At 70.2% G+C, this 16,849-nt stretch carries 21 protein-coding genes; 6 read left to right on the top strand and 15 right to left on the bottom strand.

Annotated features, from left to right (window positions below):
* The gene (locus HZZ10_RS04490; RefSeq protein WP_179912580.1) at positions 1 to 1,032 is read right to left on the bottom strand and encodes an aldo/keto reductase; all 1,032 of its coding nucleotides are present in this window, start codon (positions 1,030 to 1,032) and stop codon (positions 1 to 3) included.
* A 159-nt stretch (positions 1,033 to 1,191) separates the two neighbouring features.
* On the opposite strand from HZZ10_RS04490, the gene HZZ10_RS04485 reads away from it, so the two are divergent.
* Together HZZ10_RS04485 and HZZ10_RS04480 are read left to right on the top strand one after the other, a co-directional pair.
* Entirely contained in the window at positions 1,192 to 1,437 is a 246-nt protein-coding gene (locus tag HZZ10_RS04485; RefSeq protein WP_179912579.1) for a hypothetical protein, read from the top strand.
* Between the two features lie 58 nt (positions 1,438 to 1,495).
* On the top strand, positions 1,496 to 2,536 hold the full coding sequence (locus HZZ10_RS04480) for a DNA polymerase Y family protein (RefSeq protein ID WP_179912578.1): 1,041 nt from the start codon (positions 1,496 to 1,498) through the stop codon (positions 2,534 to 2,536).
* Between the two features lie 142 nt (positions 2,537 to 2,678).
* Here HZZ10_RS04480 and HZZ10_RS04475 read toward each other — a convergent pair whose 3' ends face one another.
* The 10 genes from HZZ10_RS04475 to HZZ10_RS04435 all read right to left on the bottom strand — a co-directional run bounded on the left by HZZ10_RS04475 (position 2,679) and on the right by HZZ10_RS04435 (position 10,143).
* A complete protein-coding gene (locus HZZ10_RS04475) occupies positions 2,679 to 3,380 on the bottom strand; it encodes a DUF3618 domain-containing protein (RefSeq protein ID WP_179912577.1) in 702 nt (233 codons plus the stop codon).
* Entirely contained in the window at positions 3,377 to 3,829 is a 453-nt protein-coding gene (locus HZZ10_RS04470; protein ID WP_179912576.1) for a phage holin family protein, read from the bottom strand. The genes HZZ10_RS04475 and HZZ10_RS04470 overlap by 4 nt, the downstream gene beginning before the upstream one ends.
* Positions 3,826 to 5,004, bottom strand: a complete 1,179-nt coding sequence (locus HZZ10_RS04465; protein WP_179912575.1) for a hypothetical protein — start codon at positions 5,002 to 5,004, stop codon at positions 3,826 to 3,828. The genes HZZ10_RS04470 and HZZ10_RS04465 overlap by 4 nt, the downstream gene beginning before the upstream one ends.
* Positions 5,005 to 5,088: 84 nt before the next feature.
* Complete coding sequence (locus HZZ10_RS04460; RefSeq protein ID WP_179912574.1) at positions 5,089 to 6,054, bottom strand: manganese catalase family protein; 966 nt, start codon at positions 6,052 to 6,054, stop codon at positions 5,089 to 5,091.
* Between the two features lie 154 nt (positions 6,055 to 6,208).
* A complete protein-coding gene (locus HZZ10_RS04455) occupies positions 6,209 to 6,418 on the bottom strand; it encodes a hypothetical protein (protein WP_179912573.1) in 210 nt (69 codons plus the stop codon).
* Between the two features lie 174 nt (positions 6,419 to 6,592).
* Positions 6,593 to 7,276 (bottom strand): SOS response-associated peptidase, encoded by a 684-nt coding sequence (locus HZZ10_RS04450; RefSeq protein WP_179912572.1) that lies wholly within the window; start codon positions 7,274 to 7,276, stop codon positions 6,593 to 6,595.
* A gap of 23 nt (positions 7,277 to 7,299) precedes the next feature.
* Positions 7,300 to 8,607 (bottom strand): site-specific integrase, encoded by a 1,308-nt coding sequence (locus HZZ10_RS04445; RefSeq protein ID WP_179912571.1) that lies wholly within the window; start codon positions 8,605 to 8,607, stop codon positions 7,300 to 7,302.
* A gap of 126 nt (positions 8,608 to 8,733) precedes the next feature.
* Positions 8,734 to 9,099 (bottom strand): helix-turn-helix domain-containing protein, encoded by a 366-nt coding sequence (locus HZZ10_RS04440; protein WP_179912570.1) that lies wholly within the window; start codon positions 9,097 to 9,099, stop codon positions 8,734 to 8,736.
* Entirely contained in the window at positions 9,086 to 9,352 is a 267-nt protein-coding gene (locus tag HZZ10_RS19370) for a tyrosine-type recombinase/integrase (protein WP_308507484.1), read from the bottom strand. The genes HZZ10_RS04440 and HZZ10_RS19370 overlap by 14 nt, the downstream gene beginning before the upstream one ends.
* Positions 9,283 to 10,143, bottom strand: a complete 861-nt coding sequence (locus HZZ10_RS04435) for a tyrosine-type recombinase/integrase (RefSeq protein ID WP_228087061.1) — start codon at positions 10,141 to 10,143, stop codon at positions 9,283 to 9,285. Before HZZ10_RS04435 ends, HZZ10_RS19370 begins: the two co-directional genes overlap by 70 nt.
* A gap of 233 nt (positions 10,144 to 10,376) precedes the next feature.
* Here HZZ10_RS04435 and HZZ10_RS04430 point away from each other — a divergent pair, with 233 nt between their 5' ends.
* From HZZ10_RS04430 to HZZ10_RS04420, 3 genes are all read left to right on the top strand, one after another.
* Entirely contained in the window at positions 10,377 to 11,105 is a 729-nt protein-coding gene (locus HZZ10_RS04430) for a hypothetical protein (protein ID WP_179912569.1), read from the top strand.
* Positions 11,102 to 11,338, top strand: a complete 237-nt coding sequence (locus tag HZZ10_RS04425) for a helix-turn-helix domain-containing protein (RefSeq protein ID WP_179912568.1) — start codon at positions 11,102 to 11,104, stop codon at positions 11,336 to 11,338. Before HZZ10_RS04430 ends, HZZ10_RS04425 begins: the two co-directional genes overlap by 4 nt.
* Before the next feature lie 199 nt (positions 11,339 to 11,537).
* A complete protein-coding gene (locus HZZ10_RS04420) occupies positions 11,538 to 11,933 on the top strand; it encodes a DUF4406 domain-containing protein (protein ID WP_228087058.1) in 396 nt (131 codons plus the stop codon).
* Positions 11,934 to 11,981: 48 nt separating this feature from the next.
* Here HZZ10_RS04420 and HZZ10_RS04415 read toward each other — a convergent pair whose 3' ends face one another.
* Positions 11,982 to 12,392, bottom strand: a complete 411-nt coding sequence (locus HZZ10_RS04415; protein WP_179912567.1) for an NUDIX hydrolase — start codon at positions 12,390 to 12,392, stop codon at positions 11,982 to 11,984.
* 288 nt (positions 12,393 to 12,680) lie between these two features.
* Between HZZ10_RS04415 and HZZ10_RS04410 the strand changes: the two genes are divergently transcribed.
* Entirely contained in the window at positions 12,681 to 13,190 is a 510-nt protein-coding gene (locus HZZ10_RS04410) for a CGNR zinc finger domain-containing protein (RefSeq protein ID WP_179912566.1), read from the top strand.
* Positions 13,191 to 13,357: 167 nt separating this feature from the next.
* Here HZZ10_RS04410 and HZZ10_RS04405 read toward each other — a convergent pair whose 3' ends face one another.
* The 3 genes from HZZ10_RS04405 to HZZ10_RS04395 are packed head-to-tail and all read right to left on the bottom strand — an operon-like array spanning position 13,358 to position 16,808.
* Positions 13,358 to 14,848, bottom strand: coding sequence for a PepSY-associated TM helix domain-containing protein (locus HZZ10_RS04405; protein ID WP_179912565.1), 1,491 nt, complete (start codon positions 14,846 to 14,848; stop codon positions 13,358 to 13,360).
* Entirely contained in the window at positions 14,845 to 16,104 is a 1,260-nt protein-coding gene (locus HZZ10_RS04400; protein WP_179912564.1) for a Dyp-type peroxidase, read from the bottom strand. Before HZZ10_RS04400 ends, HZZ10_RS04405 begins: the two co-directional genes overlap by 4 nt.
* The gene (locus HZZ10_RS04395) at positions 16,104 to 16,808 is read right to left on the bottom strand and encodes a copper chaperone PCu(A)C (protein ID WP_179912563.1); all 705 of its coding nucleotides are present in this window, start codon (positions 16,806 to 16,808) and stop codon (positions 16,104 to 16,106) included. The genes HZZ10_RS04400 and HZZ10_RS04395 overlap by 1 nt, the downstream gene beginning before the upstream one ends.
* Positions 16,809 to 16,849 lie beyond the last annotated feature (41 nt).

Genomic DNA, 16,849 nt, shown 5'->3' with positions numbered 1-16,849 from the left:
TCAACGCCCCCCGGTGAGCTTCCTGCTGCGCTGGGCGACCCCTGCGGTCCCGTAGGGGTAGTCGTCGACCTGCGGCGCGCTCGCCTCGGTCAGCCGGGTGGTCTCGTCCTCGGTCAGCACGAGGTCGGCTGCCGCGAGGTTGTCGCTCAGCTGCTCGACGGTCCGGGCACCGAGGATCACCGAGGTGACGGCCGGCCTGTCGGCGAGCCAGGACAGCGCGACCTGGGAGGCGGAGACGTCACGGGCGTCGGCGATCTCGCGGAGCGCGTCGACCACGCGCCAGGTGCGCTCGTCGTCGTTGCGGCCCTGCCACGCCTCCATGCCGCGCTGCGGGTTCTCACCCAGACGCGTGGCACCCGAGGGCGGGACGTCACGCTCGTACTTGCCGGTGAGCCATCCGCCCGCGAGCGGCGACCAGGGCAGCAGCCCGATCCCGGCGTCGAGGGAGGCGGGCACCACCTCGTGCTCGATGTCGCGGACCAGCAGGTTGTACTGCGGCTGGAGCGTCACGGGCGCGGCCCAGCCGTGGGCGGCAGCCGTGTGCACGGCCTTGGTCAGCTGCCAGCCGAGGTAGTTGGAGAACCCGTAGTACGAGATCTTGCCGGCCGTCACGGCGTCGTCGAGGAACCTCAGCGTCTCCTCGAGCGGGGTCACGGCGTCCCAGGCGTGCATCTGGTAGAGGTCGACGTGCTCGACCCCGAGGCGCCGCAGCGACGCGTCGAGGGCGTCGCGCAGGTGGCGCCTGGAGAGGCCGAGATCGTTGGGACCCTCTCCCATGGGGAAGCGGCCCTTCGTCGCCAGGACGACCTGCGAGGCTTCGGACGGGTGCGCGGCGAGCCAGCGCCCGATGATCTCCTCCGAGGCGCCGCCGCTGTAGACGTCGGCGGTGTCGACGAAGGTGCCGCCAGCCTCGACGAAGGTCTCGAGGATCGCGCCGGAGGTGGCTTCGTCGGCCTCCGAGCCGAAGGTCATGGTCCCGAGGCAGTGGCTGGACACGACTGCGCCGCTGCGGCCGAGGGTGCGGTACTGCATAGAGGACTCCTGTGTCGTCGATCGTGTGGGACTCGTCCAGCCTCTCCCGCTCGTCGCAGGACCGCCAGCGGGCCGAGGTCCGCCCGCGTAGACTCGGGCGACCAGCCGCGCGCCAGCGGCCGAGAGCCGGGGGGCACGCATGGCACCACAGCAGGCACGATGACCGACTACCCACGCATCTCCACGGTCCCCGTCGAGGCCTGGACCGGCCCCGAGGACGATCCTGTCCCCGTGTGGCGTCGGATCGCCTCCTTCGCCGTCCCCTTCGCCGTGGTCGCGCTCGTCTGGGCCTTCGTGCCGTGGGCTGCGCCGTGGGGCGTCGTCACTGCGGTCGTCGTCGTGGCGATCGTCCAGACCGTCCGCGACGTGCGCAGGGCGCGAGGACGAGGCCGCCGCACCTCTTAGCCGCCGCAGCCCCGAGACCACCAGCGACCGCCACGTCGAACACCTGTACGATCGATGGATGACCAGCAGACCGCTGCTGCACGCCGACGCCGACGCCTTCTTCGCCTCGGTCGCCCTGCGCGGGCGCCCCGACCTCGTGGGTGTGCCTGTCGCCGTGGTCGCGCACGTCTTCGTCGCGAGCGCGAGCTATCCGGCGCGCGCTCTCGGCGTCACCAGCGGCATGCTGGCCGACGAGGCACTGCGACGACACCCCGGGCTGGTGCTGCTCGACGTGCCGCGCGCGGAGGTCGAAGAGGTCGGCGACGCCCTCTTCGACCTCTTCCACGAGTGCGCCCGGGCGGTCGAGCCCGGCTCGGTCGAGGAGGCCTTCCTCGACGTCGGGACCGACGACTGGGACGAGGCCGTCGAGGCCGGCCGCACGCTCAGGCGCCGTGCTGACCACGAGCTCGGCATCCCGGTGAGCGTCGGGGTCGGGCGCACCAAGCTCATGGCGAAGCTCGCCTCGCGTGCTGCCAAGCCCGACGGGCTGCACGTCATCAGCCCGCAGCAGGAGACGTCGCTGCGCAGCTCCCTCGCCCTCGCCGACGTCTGGGGCGTGGGGGCGACGACCCGCGAGCGCCTGACCCACCTCGGTGTGGAGCACCTGGCCGACCTCGACACCGTCCCGCGCGCCATGCTCCAGCAGTCCTGCGGCACGGCGATGGCACGCAGGCTCTGGCAGATCCGCGAGGGCACGGACGACGCGACCGTGCGCACGGTCGAGGCCAGGTCGACCCTCACCGCCGAGGGGTCGACCTCCGGCTACGGGCGCGCGGACAAGAGCACCGGGCAGGTCGTCGACGCGTGCGTCGAGAGGGTGTGCCACCGGGCCGCCCGGGCCGGCCTCGTCGCGACGGGTCTGGCTCTCGCGCTGCGGTCAGAGGGAGCCAGGGCGGCGACTGTGCTGCGACGAGGCGGCGATGCCACGGCCGACCCGAGGACGTGGCGCGCGGTCGCCCATGATCTCCTCGGGCCTGACGAGGCACCGACGGCCACGACGGTCCGAGCCACGCTCACCGGTCTCCTGCCGTCAGACCGGGTCCAGCCGACGCTCTTCTGAGCCTCGGTCAGGAGATCGTCAGGGTCACGTCGCTCCTGGGGCTGGGCCGCACGACACGACGAGGCCCCGACCGCGACGGTCGGGGCCTCGTCGTGCTGCGCCGTCTCGCTCGTCCGCGAGATCTCAGCCGGTCACAGGCACGTCAGGGCGTCGAGCCCTGCACGGTGTCGCGCGACTCCTGAGCCTGGCCCTGGACCGACTCCTGCGCGTGCTGCGCCTGGTCCTTGACCTGCTCGGCACCGTGACGGGCCTCTTCAGCCACGTCCTGCGCACCGCTCGTCGCGGTCTCCTTGACACTCTGCGCACCGGCAGCGGCGGTCTCCTTGACTGCTGCGGCGGCCTCGGTCGCCGGCTGCTGGAGGGCGTCGCCGATGTCCCGAGCAGCGTCCTTGACCTCCTGGGCGGCGTGCTGGACGCCCTCGTCCTCCTTGACCGTCCGGACAGCGTCTTTCTCGGTCCGGCTGGCGGGCAACAGCGCAGCGGCGAGCATGCCAGCCCCGAAGGCGACCAGCCCGGCGGCCAGGGGGTTGCCCTGCGCCTTGCGGCGGACGTCGCCGGGAGCGTTCTTGGCGGCGTCGGCGGCCGAGCTCCCCGCGTCGCGGACGCTCTGCGCAGCGCCGTGCGCGGCGTCGCTCGCGGAGTCGCTCGCGGAGTCGCCAGCCTTCGATGCAGCACCGAAGACCTTGTCCTTGACGTCGCTCACGGCGGAGCGCACCTTGTCGGTCTGGCGCTGGGCGATCTTGGAGGGGCTGACCTTCTCCTCCAGGTTGTCCACGTCCTCGCTGAGCGCAGCGCGGGTCGCCTCGATGTCGGCGCGGATCTGGTCCGGGTCGTTGGTCGTCATGATCGTTCCTGTCCTTTGAGCGCGTCGGGGATCTTCTTGATGGAGTCCGCGGTCTGCGGGAGGCCCTTCGTCTTCTGGAGCTCCTTCTTGCCGCGGAGCGCCAGCACGGCCGCGATCACGGCCCAGATGAGCGTGACGATCAGCGCGGCCCAGCCGAGGGCCGGTTCGCGGTCGCCCTCGCCGAGGAGCGCACCGAGCACCCACCAGAGCGTCAGCGAGAGGAAGAGCAGCACGAAGTGCGCCGCCCAGGCGGCACCGCCGAGCAGGCCTGCGCCCGTCCCGGCCTTCTTGGCGCTCTCCGTCGCCTCGGCCTTGGCGAGGGCGACCTCTTGCCGGATGAGCGTCGACAGGTCGCGGGTGACCTCGCCGAACAGCTGGCCGACGCTGGCGTCCGTGGGGTCGTGCGGTGGCGGCGCGGGCGCTGGGGGAACCGAGGGAGGGATGGTCATCGCAGCTCACCGCCGTCGAGCGTGGTCGCCCCCGGCTGGGAGGAGGTGGGGACGTGCCCGGCGGTCCGGGCACCGTCGGCGCTCGTGGTGCCCGTGCCGTAGCCCGACTCGGTCCTGTACTCGCCGTCAGCCCCGTACCCGGCCTCGGCAGCCGACCCGCTCGGGACCGCCCCGCCGGCGTAGCCCGTCGTGCCGTAGCCGTCGACTGACGGTGACGGCACCGGGGGCACCCCGCCGTCTGACGCAGCCCAGGCCGAGGTCCCCTCGCCCGAGGTGGCGGTCGACGACCGTGCACCGCTCGTGCTCGTCCCCGAGGTCGAGCCCGTGCTCGTGCTCGCCGAGGAGCTGCCTGAGTCGCCCTTGAGGCTGCGGGCCACGCGACCGGCGACCAGGCCGAGCCCGGCCGCGATCGCCAAGAACGTCCCCGGGGACCGACGGGCGAACCGTGAGACGTCGCCGAGGACCTCCTCGGGGCTGCGGTCCTCGAGCCAGGTGCTCGCGGTCGAGAGGTACCCGGAGGCTCGGCGCGCGAGGTCGCTCGCGATGCCCGGGTCGTCGCTGGCCGAGGCCATGGTGCTCAGCTCGTCCGAGACGGTCCTGGCACCGAGGGAGAGCCGTTGCAGCTGGACACTGGCTCCCTCCGCGAGCTCGGACCGGCTCTGCTGCCACAGGTCACGGACCTGGGTCTTGGCCTCGGCCAGGGTCTCCTTGGCACGCTCGATCGCCTCGGCCGTCGTGTCGTGGGCCATCGACTTCTCGGCGTCGAGCACGGAGCTGGCCGCACCCTTCGCGGACGACGCGAGGTCGGCGGCCTCGTCCTTCGCCGTCCCGGCGACCGACGCCGCCTCGTCCTTGGCGGTCTCGGCGACGTGCGCCGCCTTCTCACGGGCACCGCCGGAGCTGTCGTCGCTGGAGCCACCGTCTGTGTCGCCGAGGCCGCTGGTCGACGTCCCGCCGAGCGACCCGTCGCCCGGTGCGAGCTCGTCGATCGACGGCTCTTCTTCGAAGCGCGTGCCGCCGAGAACGGTGTCCTCCGGGGCGGTGTCACGGTGAGCACCGCCATAGCCGTCACCGCCCGGGGCCGTCGGGGCTGGCGGTACAGAGCCGTATCCCGCCGAGGTCTGAGGCTCCACGGGGTCGGTCGGGTACCGCGGGCTGCTGTAGGGATCCGTCATGATCGTTCCTCTCAGGTGTGCAGGCGATGCTGGGGAGGAGGCACCCGGGACGAGCCCGGGCGCCTCGGTCAGACAGCTGTCAGGTCAGGACTTCTCTGACGGCGGGATGGGTCCGTAGACCGGCTGGACCTCGGCCATCTCGATGTCGGCCGTCGCCTGGATGAGCGAGAGCAGCTCCGGGTCGAGGCCGGGTGCGAACTCTTCGAAGCGCTCCTCGGCGATCGTCGAGGGCACGCCCTCAGGGGCCTGCTCGGTCGCGTCGAGCTCGGTGCCGTCGTTCGACGGCGACATGCCGCGGAAGATCTTCCCGGCCTCGGAGAGCCCGGTGAGGTCGAAGGTGTACTGCTTGCTCTGCAGACCGAGGTCCACGAGCTTCTTCACCTCGGGGAACTTCTCGGCGTTGGTCTTCGGGATCGGCAGCAGCTTGCCCCAGTCCACACCCAGGGTCTCGAGGGCCTTGGCGTAGGCGTTCTCGTGCGCCTGGTCGCGGACGATGAGGTACGAGATGGTCGAGCGTGCCGTCTTGTTCTCGGTCATCTCGTAGATCCGGCACTTCTGCAGGCGTCCCGTGGACTCGAGCATGAGGTTGTACAGCAGGTCGAGCACGAGGTTGCCGGAGTTGTAGACGTAGCTGCCGCTCCACGGGTTGCCCGCAGAGTCGACGGGCAGGGCGCCCTGCGCGGCCACGAGGTAGTGGTGGATGTTGCCCTCGTCGAGAGCCATCCGCAGCGGGATGTCGCCGCCGCCACCCGGGGTATCGAGCGGGTCGGTCTTCTTGCCGTTGTAGCGGGGCGAGCCGTCGAGCAGGCGGGAGATGGTCGTCCCGATGAGCTCGACGTGGCTGATCTCCTCGGTGCCGATGCCCTGGAGGAGGTCGCGGTAGGGCTTCCCAGCAGCACCTCGGAAGTTCATGCTCTGGAACAGGTACTGCATCATGGTCCGCATCTCGCCGAACTGGCCGCCGAGTCCCTCCTGGAGGGCGTTCGCTGCTGCCGGGTCGGGCTCGTCGGGGATGATCTCGTGGATGAGTCGCTGGACGTGCAGGTACACGGTGGTTCCCTTCGTCAGTCGTCGACAGAGGTGGGCCGGCACGGGCGCACGAGGGCGCGATGAACCGACCTGAGAGCTCTGGCGAGTCAGGTGGGGTGGTGCGGTGCGGTGCTGGGGGCAGCTGCCCGTCAGGAGGCTGCCGGTCGCGCAGGCGTCAGGTGGTGCCGAGGGTGGAGTCGTCCGGGTCGCCGTCGCTGCGGGTGTCGCGCGGGTTGAGCATGTCCGGGTCGGCGTCCGGGTCGGCACCGGGCTCGGTGCCAGCTGCCTGCCCTGCCGTCGGAGAGGCGTCCTCGCCAGTCCTGGGGTTCATCGACTCCGGGTCCGCGTCCGGGTCGTGGGAGGAGTCGTGCTGCGGGTCTGTCATCAGGGGATCCTCGCGCTCCGAGACGCACTGCTGCGCGTCGTGTCGGGGGCTCGCCGCCATCTTGACGAGGGGGTGACCGGCCGTCCCGGGAGGGGCCCGGCGGGTCTTCACCCACTGTAGGACCGGCGTCACCAGCACGCGCGGCGAGCAGCAGCGCAGCCTGTGGATGAGCGCTCAGGCGATCGGCAGCACGAGGGTGGGGTCCGCCGGGTCGACCTTCTGGGTGCTGTTGACCTTGCGGTCCACCCGGTGCGCCCTCATGGTCTTCGCGACCTCGGCCGAGGAGTCTGCCAGGCGCGCGGTCATGGTCTCCCGGTCGTCGATCTTCGCCGGGGAGAGCCAGTCGCCCCACAAGTCGGGCTGGACGAAGACCGGCATCCTGTCGTGAACCTCGCCCGAGGCGTCCCGCGCCTCACGGGTGATGACGGTGTACGTCAGGGTCCACTCCCCCGTCGCCTCGTCCTTGCGCGCAGCGTAGAGACCGGCTGCGGCGAGTGGGCCGTCGGCGTGGATGTAGTGCGGCTGCTTGCCGCTCGGGGTCGTCTCCCACTCGTAGTAGCCGGTCATCGGGACCAGGCACCGCTGGCTGCTGAAGGCTGAGCGGAACATCCCCGAGCTGGCGACGGTCTCGAGGCGGGCGTTGATCGGACGAGGTCCGGAGTCCTTGGCCCAGGCCGGACGCAGGCCCCACCGGGCGTAGTCGACCTCGCGGTGTACCTCGTCCTCGACGAGCCTCTCGCGAACCACCGGCGCGGGGTCGCTCGGCGCGACCGAGAACACCCCCGCCCAGTCGTAGGCCGTGCCGGGTTCTGCGTCGAAGAATCCCATGAGGTCGTCGATCGTGTCGGCGACATGCATGTGTTCGACGGGGAAGTAATCGCTTAGTTCTGCTCTCGCAGTTGTGGGTAGTCGTTCCAGGTCCCGCCGGAGAGTTGGCTCCACCTGGCAGCGGTGCTCTCCGCGACGCCGAAGGCGTCAGCGACCACGCGGGCGGGCAGGGCTGTGGCCAGGTGTCGCATGGCTGCATCCTTGGCCGTGCGCGGGCTGATGCCCACGGCTAAGAGAAGTTCACCGAGGCGCGACGGGGTGATGTGCGTCGTGGGCATGAGTCCGCTGAAGAGCCATTCGGTGCCCTCGGTGCGGTAGATCGTGCGCACGGCGGGGTCGTCCACGTAGGTGCGAAGGAGATCTCCCACCGCTCGGGGCATCGTCACGGGGTCTGTGGCGAAACGTACGGAGACAGATTCGTCGGTGATGGTGATGTCCGAGTGCTTCATCTGGGCGCAGGTGGCTAGGGACTGAGCGAAGAGGAGCACGAAGAGCCCTACGATCCGGGTCGTCACAGGGAGCTCGTCGTCATCGAGCAGACGATCGATGTGTTGCCACCGCTCGCCCTCGCTGACGGCCGGGCGTGCGTTCGTACCCGCTCGCCGTTGAACCTCGACGTCGGTCGCGTGCCGGTTGGTACGTGCCCAGGTCAGGAAGGTCATTAGGGCGTTGCCGGTGTTGGCGATCTGGGCGGAGTAGTGGTCGAGGTCCCCTTGGGTGGCTGTCGACAGTGACTGGCCTTGCCCTTCGAGCCATGCCAGGAGGTCGCGGATGGCCGTGAGCTGATGGCGGCGACTGTCCACGACCGAGGAGCTGGCGTGGGTGTTCGGGTATCGCTGGCTGAGGGAGCGCAGGATGTGCCATCGGTAGTAGCGGCTCAGCACGTGCGCGTGCTCTGTCGTGAGGGTCTCGAGGAGACGCTGCGCGAACAGGCCGAGGTCGTTGACGTAGATGTCGATCTCGGGGAGCGTCTTGGCGCTGATGAGCAGGCGACGAAGGTAGCGAATCCGGGGAGATGTTCCGAGGAGGTCGAGGGTCGTGTGACTGATCGGGGCGATCCCCAGCGCCATTCGTCTCAGGGCCGTGCTGATCCCGTCTCTCCGGAGCCATCGAGTGACGTTGCGCGCGTCCGGTGCGCTCAGCAGGTGCTCATAGAGGCTGACGAAGCCGGGGTGGAGGGTGCCGTCCTCGCGGGCCAGGACCTTCGATGCTCGGTCCTTGAGCCGGCACGTTCCGCACTGGGCACCGGTGAGCTGCTCCTCGCTGCCGCACGAGCGGCAGGCGAACCTGCTCGGCATTCCGGCGCACGCAGCGCACACGACGTTCCTCTCCTCGTCGTGGAAGGCGAGGACCTTGGGCACGCCGCAGGACGGGCAGGGAAGGCTTCGCGGCGTAGCCGCGAGTAGCACGGGTTGCAGATCGGTCCGCCGAGCAATTCATAACCGGCGGTGATCGACCGCGCGCACATGTGGCAGGAGCGTGCGGGCTCAGTCACTCGTGGGGCGGTGGATGCGCGCCGGGATCGGTCGCAGGGATCCGATCGACGGTCCCGTGGTGCCGGTGGTGCTGGCGCCGCCGGTGCCGGTGCGTGTGGATTCGGTGGCGGCCACCGGAGGGTTGATCTCGATAAGGTCGGCCGGGCTGCAGCTCAAGACGGTGCACAGGGCAGCGAGGATCTCCATGTTGAGGCGGGCCGGAGGCTTGGTGACGAGGCGAAAGACCTGTTCACGGGAGAGGCGGACCCCTGCTTCTCGTAGTGGTTCGACGAGGTCGGTGGTCTGGAACATTCCGGCAGAGGCCATGAGCGTGCGCAGGTGCCAGGTGATCGGTGCATGGGTGTCAGGGCTGGGCATGGGAGTCTCCGTAGACGCGTGACAGGGCTTGGGCGATCACTCGGTTCTTGTAGTCGTTGCCGACCGAGGTGTAGATGGCAGTGGTCGAGGCGTAGAGGTGACCGACCTGATCTTGGACGAACTTCTCCGAGTACCCCCACTCGATGAGGTTCGTGACATAGGTGTGGCGCAGCGCGTGAAGACTCAGCTCGACGGGCAGACCCGCACGGTCGCGCAGGTCCGCGAAACGGCTGTCGAGGTAGCGCAGGCACACGCGCGTGTACCGCGCTCGGTCGGCCACAGGGCTCCCCGCGGGTCGTCGGTCAATCGCGGTCGTCCTTCGTCGACCCACTGCCGGAGACCGTCGACGACCCAGTCCATCTCAGGCAGGGTCAGCACCGTCCGCCGGCGAGGACCAGAACCGCTCGATCCCTTGCCCCATCGCACCTCCACCGTGCCGTAGGTACCGAACCTCAGCGCCGCCGGGTTCGGGCGAAGGTCAGCGACCTCGAGCGAAGCCGCCTCTTTGCGGCGAAGCCCGAACGCGTAGATGGTCTTGAAGATCTGCGCGTCCCGCAACGCACTGAGCGCGCCCTTCCTGCCCGCGGCGAGGATCGTCTCGACCCGTTCGTCCGCGCACACGAAGAATCCCTCAAGCTCGTCGTACGTCAACGCTCGGCGCTGCGGGCGCCCTTCGTACTCGAGCAGGTGGGCGACCGTGTTCCAGTCGTGGCAGATCTGTTGAGGAGCGCTGCCGAAGCGTTCGAGGCACTCCGCGACCCACTCGTATCGCGTGTCGGTGACGTAGGCACAGAAGATGCGGACGGTCATCTGATAGCTGCGGATCGTCGACTTCGCCAGCGGCTTCGCCCCGGACATCGATCGCACCGTGAAGTCCTCAAGGTCTCCCGGACCCCACTGCCACGGCGGCTTCTCGCAGTAGCCGGCGAACCGGCGGATGAACTTGATCCGCACCTCGACGCCGTACGGATCGAGCCCCCGGCTGCGCTGCTGATCACGCCAGCCGTTGAGCATCTCGTCGAAGACGAAGCTCTCCTCGTGCAACGGACGCACGCTGCGCAGACGTCGCGTCGGACCGAGCGCCCGGTCTGTCAAATCAGCCACTCCTCGAGTGTTGCATTGGGAGCATCATTGATGCAACCGGGCATCCGTTGGCCGCGCCAGGCGGGCCTAGACGGACTGTCACCAAAGAGGGAAGGCGATTTCGCTCAAGTCGCCATCTCGATTGTCGATATGGGATGCAAGAACGTATCGACAATCGAGATGGAGCGTCTGCGATGACCACTGCACAGGAGACAGGACAGCACGGCAGATCCGTTGGGTCGGCCGTCACGGTCGGCGTCATGACCGTTGTCGGATGGCTTGCCGTCGTGGCGGGTGGGGTCCTGGCGGTCCTCGCGGTGACCGGCGACCTGAGTGTCGAAGTCCCCGTCCAGATCGGTCACGCCGCGCCGGCGTACATGGAGGTTGTGCTGCCATGCGTCGAGGGGTGGTCGCTCGACGGAGGGAGCTGCGCCCCAGCAGCCTCCGCCGACGAGTGGCCCGGCGGCGCGGCACTCCCCGTCCAGCACGCCTCGGGTCTGGTCGCGACCACCCACGACGTCGATCCGCTTCCTGCACTGCTCTCGACCGTCGCGATGTGGGGAGGCGCCCTGGCCGCCGGCGTCAGCCTGCTTGTTCTCCTCCCCGTCTTCCGGAGCACGGCGGCCGGGCGTCCCTTCGAGTCCGGCAACGGTCGGCGGCTAGTCGTTGCCGCCACTGTCATCACTGGTGCGTGGGCCCTCTCAATGGCCGGACCCGCCTTGGGCGCTCCAGCGATCATCGGCTCCATCGAGACCAGCACCATCTACAGCGAAAGCGGTCCGTTCGACATGCCGGCGAATTGGCTCGTCTTCGACCTCCGCATGACTTGGTGGCCAGCGATCATCGTGCTCTTGCTCGCCGCGCTAGCTGTCACCACGCACCGCGGCACCCGGCTCACCGCCGACACGGAAGGGCTCGTGTGAGACCGACGGACGAGACCAACCCGCACCGCGTCGTCAGTCACCTCTCGGACCTGCTCGACGCCCGCGGACTGACACTGGTCCAGCTCGCCGCACTCACCGGCGTGACAGTCGCTAACCTGTCTGTCCTCAAGAACGGCCGCGCTAGGGCCATCCGGTTCTCGACCCTCACGGCGATCTGTGACGCCCTCCAGTGCCAACCCGGCGAGATCCTCGAGGTCGCCGCGCCGAACTGACGCTCGCACCGTCGCGCGATCAGCCCCAGAGCCCGGACCGCAGCCCCGCCGTTGCATCGACCGCAATAATGCCCACTCCGATGTCGCTCGCATATCTGCCGCACATGCTCCTGAGCGTAGGGCGCACCGTGGCCGCGGTCTAGACCTCAGGCTGCACGTTCCTTCACGGTGCTGCACGTTCGTGCGCTATTCTTCGAGCATGACGACCTCACTGATGATCTTGATCGCCGGCCCCTACGCCTCTGGGACCGGTGGCGACCCTGCTCTCATGCGCCGGAACCTCGACAGGCTCGAAGAGGCGGCCTGGCCCCTCTTCGAGGCGGGCCACCTGCCGATGATCGGCGAGTGGGTGGCACTCCCTGTCCTCGCCAGCGCGGGCGCGAGCGGGCCTGACCACCCGCTCGCGGCCCAGGTCATGTACCCGACGGCCGCGCGGCTGCTCGAGCGCTGCGACGCTGTGCTCAGGCTCCCGGGTGAGTCACGGGGTGCCGACCAGGACGTGGCGATCGCCCGCGAGCGCGGCATCCCCGTCTACACAGACATCTCCGAGGTCCCCGGGGTCGGGGTCCGCCCTGCAGGCGCTGTCACTCCCTGAGCCCCCGTCCCCGCAGACCGCGCTCGGACCTGGCCTGGCTGGAGGGGCTCAGGCCCGTGCGGCGAAGAAGGCGGCGAGCACGTCGTCGTCCTCGTAGGCCAGATGCATCTGCGCGACCTGCTCGGGCGTGAACCAGTCGACCCGCTGTCCTTCGGTGAGGACGATCTCGTCAGCCGGCACGTCGAGCGGGGCGGTGAAGGTGTGCTCGACGCCGTAGGACCGGGCGACCGTCTCGAGGTGCACCACGACCTCGGGAGCGAGGTCGACACCCAGCTCTTCACGGACCTCGCGGACGATGCAGTCCGGAGGACTCTCGCCAGGCTCCAGCATGCCGCCGGGGACCGCCCACATGCCGGGGTACGGGATCCAGTCCTTGTCGTCCCGGAGCTGGAGCAGGACCGCACCGTCGGCGGCGACGAGGATGATCTGGCACCCTCCGCCCTCGAGAGCCTGGGACATGTCGTCTTCTCCTCGGATCTCGCCGGCGGCCCCTGACCGGGCACCGACCGTCAGTCTGCCACCTGCGGCCGGACCGTCGCCGGTCGACTCCCCCGTCCTGGCACAGCGACGACCGTCGTCGGGGTCGACTGCGGTATCAGCTCGACTCTGTGCGCACCGCAGGAGCAGCGGACGTAGACCACCAACCCCTCGCTCGTGGTGTGGGAGGACAGTCGGGACCACTCGTGGGTGTGCATGGATCCATGCTGAGGTCATGGGTCAGGAGCATTCAACCATTACAGTCGAGAGATGATCTTCGATCACGACCACCAGGTCGGTCCGCTGCTCGCAGCGGCTCTCGTCAACGCGGACGGCGAGGAGAGCCTGGAAGGGCTGCTCGTCGAGCACCGCATCCGTCGCCCCGCCCTGTCGCCGGCCGACGCTCACGAGGTCGGCAGGTGGGCGGTGCGCCTGCGGCAGGTCTTCGAGGCCGAGAGCCCCGACGACAGGTGCGACCGCGTGAACGCGCTGCTCGCCGAGATCTCGGGCGCGCTCTACCTCTCGACGCACGACAGCACCCCGCCGCACCTCCACCTCGCGCCCGACACAGACGGCATCACGGCACGGGTGCGCGCTGTCACCGCGGGAGGTCTGGCCTTCTTCATCGCCTCGGCGCACGGGCGACGCTTCGGCGTCTGCGCCCGCGAGCGCTGCGACCGTGCGTTCGTCGACGTGTCGCGCGGCGGACGCCAGCGCTACTGCAGCGCCCGCTGCGGCAACACCGACGCCGTCGCGCGGCACCGTCGAGCGCAGCGCTGAGGCAGCCGCGTCACCCTCGCAGGGCAGCGGGGTGTCCTCGTCAGCCTCGCGCAGCACCGCAGCACCGCAGCACCGCAGCACCCTCGTGCAGCGCCGAGGTCTCCTGGTCGACGGTGCCCGTCGGGCCGCACCCGACTCTCCCGGGGACGGCCCGACGGGCCAGGCCGTCATCGCACCGGGACGCTCCTGCGCGGCGCCCGGAGAGCTCCCACGAGCAGGTCGACGACCACGAAGGCCGCGAGAGACAGGCCCATGAGCGGCAAGAAGACCCCGACCGCCCCGGCGCAGAGCAGCGCGAGCGCGGCACCCCACCACGGGGCGCGCCGCAGCACGCCGCGCTCAGGCGGCTTGCCGACGCGACGGGTCCCGCGCCTGGGGCGGCGCTGCCACCACATGACGTAGCCCCACACGACCATCGCGGCGATCGCGGACCCTGCGAAGAACAGCACGAGCTGGTTCACGAACCCGAACATCGACCCCATGTGCAGGTCGATCCCCCACCGGCTGAGCTTCGCGACGAGCGAGAAGTCGTCGAAGTCCACCCTGTCGACCACCTGCATGGTCTGCCCGTCGATCGCGACGGCGTCGACCTCAGTCGGGTACGACCTCTGGATCTCCTGCACCACCCAGGCCGCCCCGGCCTCGGTGGGTGGGCGGATCTCGACGAGCCCGGTGTCCACGTTCACGTCCTGCGCGATCGTGAGCACCGAGTCGAAGGCACCCCGGCTGACGTCCGTGGCGGCGACCGCCCCTGCCGGTGCGCCGCCGCCGTGGTGGCCCGCATGCTCGTCCGGAGCATCACCACCCGCCCCGCTGAGGTCTGTGCTCACCGCCGGGGTCGTCCACCCCACGGCCGCGCGCAGGTCCGAGACGTTGCCGCCTCCGTGCTCGGACCAGGTGATGCCCGTCGCGGAGAGGAACAGCGCGACCCCCAGGACCCACAGGCCTGTGGTCGTGTGCCGCGATCTCGTCCTGGCGTAGCCCGGACCCGATGCGGCCGGCCGCCGCGTCTTCTTCCGCCGGGCGCGCCAGCGCTGCGTCACCCACAGTCCCAGGCCGGCCAGCGCCACCACTCCCAGCCAGGACGCCGCGAGCTCGCTGTAGAGCCGACCCGGCTCCCCCAGGTGCAACGACCTGTGCAGCTGGGTCACCCACGTCCGCACGGGCAGCGCACCCGAGGTGCCGTAGGCGGTGAGGTCACCACGGATCTCGGCCGTCGCAGGGTCGACGAAGACCGCGCGGGTCTCGCTCGCGCCGAGGTCCTCGCCCGCGTACATGACCCGCGTCGTGTCTCCGGGCTCAGGTGCCGGCCGCACGGCGACGATCTGCTCGTCAGGCCCGACGTAGGCGTCGGCAGCGAGGATCTGATCGCGCAGCGCGAGCTGGCTCGCCGCCGCCGGGGCGTGCAGCTCGTGGTCGTACACCGCCTGCTCGATCTGCGGGGTCAGCGCGTAGAGCGCGCCGCTCGCCGCAGCCACCAGGACGAAGGGACCGACGAAGACTCCGGCGTAGAAGTGCAGCCGCAGCAGGAGCGGCGAGAGCCAGCCCGCTCGGCGGGGCTGGCGTGCAGGGTCTGTCCCTGACGGCCGGTCTGCCGACGGTGACCCGTCGAGAAAGACCGGACCTCGAGGCTCACCGGTGTCACCGGTCGCGCTCACGAGCCGTCACCGAGCAGCGTCTCGCCGACGAACCCGCCCTCGGAGCACCCTGGCGGGATCGCGAAGACCGCCGACCCGATCGGCGTGGTCCACTCGTTGAGCAGGTCGAGCTCGTCGAGCCTGCGCTGGAGCGGGACGAACTGCGTGTCGACGTCGGCCTGGAAGGACACGAACAGCAGACCCGAGCTCGAGACCTGGTCGCCCGTCGGTGCGTCGTCGTAGTTGTAGCCCCGGCGGAAGATCCGCTCGGACGTGTCGTCCGAGCGGGCCCGGCGGACGTGCGAGAACTCGGGGATCACCGGGAAGCCGATCGCCGTGGTCGCCTCGAAGTCGGGCTCGTCGTGCTCACGGGTCCCGGTGAGCGGGGCGCCCGTCGACAAGAACCGCCCGGTCGACTGCTCCCGTCCGCTGCGGTCGAGACGGTCCCAGGCGTCGAGGTCCATGCTGATCCGTCGCACCACCATGCTGGTGCCCCCCGCGAGCCACCCGTCGCCGATCCAGACCAGGTCGTCGAAGTCTGGCGTCGTCGGAGCAGGGTTGACCGTGCCGTCGACCTGGCCGAAGAGGTTGCGCATGGTGGTCCCTGACTTCTCGGAACCGTGCGCGCGCCGGAACCCCGACTGGGTCCACCGCACGGTGGTCAGGCTCCGGGCGTCCTTGAGCAGCATCCGCTGGGCGTGGGCGACCGTGAAGGCGTCGTCGGCCCCGATCTGGAGCAGCAGGTCGCCGTCGTTCCAGGCGTCCTCGAGCCTGTCGACCCCGAAGGCGGGCAGCGGGCGCAGCCACGTGGGCAGCGCCCCGGCCGTGGACCCGTCGGGCATACCGCGCCGGACCAGCTCGGGTCCGAAGCCGAAGGTGACGGTGAGGCGTGCCGGGACCTGCGCGAGCTCGGGCTCGGAGTCGGCGAGGGCTGGCGCCCCCTGGGTGAGCCTGGCGGCGTCGTCGGTGAGGATCCGCAGGAGGCGGCGCAGCCCGTCGCGGTCGACCTCGGGACGCAGGTCGAGCGCGACGAGGGTCACGTGCGCCTGGGGTGGGGTCTCGATGCCCGCCTGGTGCGTCCCGTAGAACGGGACGGAGAGCCCTCCGTTGAGGGCCATGTCGGGCTCGGAGGTCTCAGAGCCGCGGCCGTCGCGCCGGACGAGGGTGTCGGCGCCGATCGCGGCGACAGCCCCGATCCCGGCGACAGCCCCTCCGAAGAGGAGCTGCCGCCGGGTGGGACCACCGCGACCGGGCTCGTGGGCCTGGTCGCGGCTCATCACTCGTCGCCCGCGTCGGGTGCGTCCGTGGCGCCCGGGGTCGTGGTGGCGGCACCTGAGTCGCCGTGGTCCATGTCCCCGTGGTCCATGCCCCCGTGGTCCATGCCCTCCATGCTCTCCATGCCCTCCATGTCGTCGCCCTCGTAGGTCTCGTTCGCGCCGGCGTAGTCCTTGGCGGGGGCCGTGAAGTCGAGGGTCGACTCGTCAGAGAAGGTCAGCGTGAAGGTCACCTCGTCGCCTGCGACGACAGGCTCGACGAGGTCCATGAGCATGATGTGGTTGCCGCCCGGCGCGAGCACGAGGTCGCCCCCGGCGGGGACCGTGAAGCCGCCGTCCTTCTCGCGCATGACCATCGAGCCGCTCTCGTTCTCGACGGTCTCGTGGAGCTCGAGCGCAGTCGAGGCAGGGGTCGTGACCGAGACGACGGTGACGTCCTCGGACCCGGAGTTGGTGATCTCCCCGAAGGCAGCAGACATGCCGCTGTCGGCCGCCTTGACCCACGGGTCGTCGACGGACACCGAGTCGGCGGCGGAGCCGTTCGCGGCGGACCCCGCCCCTGACGGCGCGGACTCAGCGCTGCTGCACCCGGCGAGCGCGACGAGTGCCGCGACAGAGAGCGCGACCGTCGGAAGGTGGCGTCGGCCGGGGGTGCCGGGACGGGTCGAGGAGGTCAGACGGCGGGAGGTGAAGAGACGTGCAGACATAGGAGTTCCTTCAGTTCGATGAGAGTGAGCCGGACGGAGGC

The sequence above is a fragment of the Sanguibacter inulinus genome (assembly GCF_013415325.1).
GTDB classification, from domain to species: domain Bacteria; phylum Actinomycetota; class Actinomycetes; order Actinomycetales; family Cellulomonadaceae; genus Sanguibacter; species Sanguibacter inulinus.
This window is presented reverse-complemented; position numbering and strand designations above follow the sequence as displayed.

Excerpts from the sequence above, each read along its gene's own strand:
- HZZ10_RS04490 (WP_179912580.1), bottom strand. The coding sequence starts at position 1,032 with ATGCAGTACCGCACCCTCGGCCGCAGCGGCGCAGTCGTGTCCAGCCAC.
- HZZ10_RS04485 (WP_179912579.1), top strand. The coding sequence starts at position 1,192 with ATGACCGACTACCCACGCATCTCCACGGTCCCCGTCGAGGCCTGGACC.
- HZZ10_RS04480 (WP_179912578.1), top strand. The coding sequence starts at position 1,496 with ATGACCAGCAGACCGCTGCTGCACGCCGACGCCGACGCCTTCTTCGCC.
- HZZ10_RS04475 (WP_179912577.1), bottom strand. The coding sequence starts at position 3,380 with ATGACGACCAACGACCCGGACCAGATCCGCGCCGACATCGAGGCGACC.
- HZZ10_RS04470 (WP_179912576.1), bottom strand. The coding sequence starts at position 3,829 with ATGACCATCCCTCCCTCGGTTCCCCCAGCGCCCGCGCCGCCACCGCAC.
- HZZ10_RS04465 (WP_179912575.1), bottom strand. The coding sequence starts at position 5,004 with ATGACGGATCCCTACAGCAGCCCGCGGTACCCGACCGACCCCGTGGAG.
- HZZ10_RS04455 (WP_179912573.1), bottom strand. The coding sequence starts at position 6,418 with ATGACAGACCCGCAGCACGACTCCTCCCACGACCCGGACGCGGACCCG.
- HZZ10_RS04450 (WP_179912572.1), bottom strand. The coding sequence starts at position 7,276 with ATGCATGTCGCCGACACGATCGACGACCTCATGGGATTCTTCGACGCA.
- HZZ10_RS04440 (WP_179912570.1), bottom strand. The coding sequence starts at position 9,099 with ATGCCCAGCCCTGACACCCATGCACCGATCACCTGGCACCTGCGCACG.
- HZZ10_RS04430 (WP_179912569.1), top strand. The coding sequence starts at position 10,377 with ATGACCACTGCACAGGAGACAGGACAGCACGGCAGATCCGTTGGGTCG.
- HZZ10_RS04420 (WP_228087058.1), top strand. The coding sequence starts at position 11,538 with ATGACGACCTCACTGATGATCTTGATCGCCGGCCCCTACGCCTCTGGG.
- HZZ10_RS04415 (WP_179912567.1), bottom strand. The coding sequence starts at position 12,392 with ATGTCCCAGGCTCTCGAGGGCGGAGGGTGCCAGATCATCCTCGTCGCC.
- HZZ10_RS04410 (WP_179912566.1), top strand. The coding sequence starts at position 12,681 with ATGATCTTCGATCACGACCACCAGGTCGGTCCGCTGCTCGCAGCGGCT.
- HZZ10_RS04400 (WP_179912564.1), bottom strand. The coding sequence starts at position 16,104 with ATGAGCCGCGACCAGGCCCACGAGCCCGGTCGCGGTGGTCCCACCCGG.
- HZZ10_RS04395 (WP_179912563.1), bottom strand. The coding sequence starts at position 16,808 with ATGTCTGCACGTCTCTTCACCTCCCGCCGTCTGACCTCCTCGACCCGT.